Raw genomic sequence first — 1,762 nt, forward strand, 5'->3', positions numbered from 1 at the left:
AGGGCGTGCAGATCTTTAACTCGTGGCTTTCCGCTCGGTGATTCGTTGGTCTGGCATGAGCGGTTTGGAAGGGCAACGGGCTGTGCTGGCAGCCAAGTTCAGGGCGATTCTGCCGCACCTCGACGAGCGACAGCGTCGCCTGTTGATAGGAGCGGAAGCCCAGTCCCTCGGCCACGGCGGGATCAGAGCAGTCGCCCGTGCCGCCGGTGTCCGTGAAGCCACTGTGTCTGTCGGGATGAGGGAACTCGACTCCAAAGAGGCCCCATTGGGACGCATCCGCCGACCCGGAGGTGGCCGCAAACGCGTCGTCGACCTGAACCCAGCCGTTCGTGAGGCACTCCTCATGCTGGTCGAGCCCGACGTCCGCGGAGATCCCATGTCGCCGCTGCGCTGGACGACCAAATCCACCCGCAAGCTCGCCGAGCAGCTGACCCGCCAGGGCCACAAGATCTCCGCGGACACAGTGGGCGACCTCCTGCGCGAGGAGGGCTTCAGCCTGCAGAGCAACGCCAAGACACTGGAAGGCAAGCAGCACCCCGACCGAGACGCCCAGTTCCACTACCTCAACGAGCAGGCCCGCGACCACCAGGACAGCGGGGCTCCGGTGATCAGTGTGGACACAAAGAAGAAGGAACTGGTCGGCCCCTTCAAGAACAACGGCCGCGAATGGGAGCCGAGAGGCGAGCCGGTGCGGGTCGACACCCACGACTTCCCCGACCGCGAGTTGGGCAGAGCGGTGCCCTACGGCATCTACGACGTCGCCGCGAACACCGGCTGGGTCAACGTGGGCACCGACCACGACACCGCTGCGTTCGCCGTCGAATCCATCCGCCGCTGGTGGAACGGAGCCGGACGGGCCGCCTATCCCACAGCCGGCCGGCTGCTGATCACCGCCGACGCGGGCGGCTCCAACGGGTATCGCACCCGCACCTGGAAGACCGAACTCGCCCGGTTCGCAGCCGAGGCCGGACTGGCGATCACCGTCTGCCACCTGCCCCCCGGAACGTCGAAGTGGAACCGGATCGAGCACAGGCTGTTCTCCCACATCACCATGAACTGGCGCGGAAGGCCCCTGACCAGCCACGAAGTCATCGTCGAGAGCATCGCCGCGACCACCACCAAGACCGGCCTGACCGTGCACGCCGAACTCGACACCAACTGCTACCCCACCGGTATCCAGGTCAGCGACGACGAGATCGCCGCCCTGCCGATCACCCGGCACCGCTTCCACGGCGACTGGAACTACACCCTCCACCCCCAGCACCCGCTGGACACGACGTCCACCAGCAGCACGTCAGACCAGACAACGGCGAGCGAGCCACATCGCCTCACGACGTATTCACTGCAGGACCCAGAGCTGACCGGCATGACCCGCCAACAGCTCAGCGAGCTCATCGACGCGCTGACTCCTGCACTGGAGGTTCAACGCGAGCGAGTGCTCCGCACCCGCCGCGGTCACGAGCGTCTGGTCGCCCCCGGCACAGGTGCAAAAGCCAGGCTCACCCCAGCCGAGCGGATCCTGGCCACCGTGCTCCACCTGCGCAAACTCGCCACCATGGACCTCATCGGTCAGCTCTTCGGCGTCACCGCGATGACCATCAGCCGTGCGAAACAGGAGGTCCACCCACTCCTGGAAGCACACGGCCATCACATCAACACCTCAATCGCCCGCCTCCGTACACCTGCCGACGTCGCGAGGTTCCTCGCTTCCGACCCCACCCAAACCAAGGCCAAAAAGACGAGTTAAAGATCTGCACACCCT

Annotated in this window: 1 protein-coding gene; it reads left to right on the forward strand. The window is 65.7% G+C overall.

Going from position 1 to position 1,762, the window contains the following annotated elements; genetic code table 11:
• Positions 1 to 55 precede the first annotated feature (55 nt).
• Positions 56 to 1,747, forward strand: a complete 1,692-nt coding sequence (locus tag ACNPQM_RS44045; protein ID WP_418088403.1) for an ISAzo13 family transposase — start codon at positions 56 to 58, stop codon at positions 1,745 to 1,747.
• Positions 1,748 to 1,762: the final 15 nt, after the last annotated feature.

Source organism: Streptomyces sp. NPDC056231, from assembly GCF_048270745.1.
Lineage (GTDB): Bacteria > Actinomycetota > Actinomycetes > Streptomycetales > Streptomycetaceae > Streptomyces.

Excerpts from the sequence above, each read along its gene's own strand:
- ACNPQM_RS44045 (WP_418088403.1), top strand. The coding sequence starts at position 56 with ATGAGCGGTTTGGAAGGGCAACGGGCTGTGCTGGCAGCCAAGTTCAGG.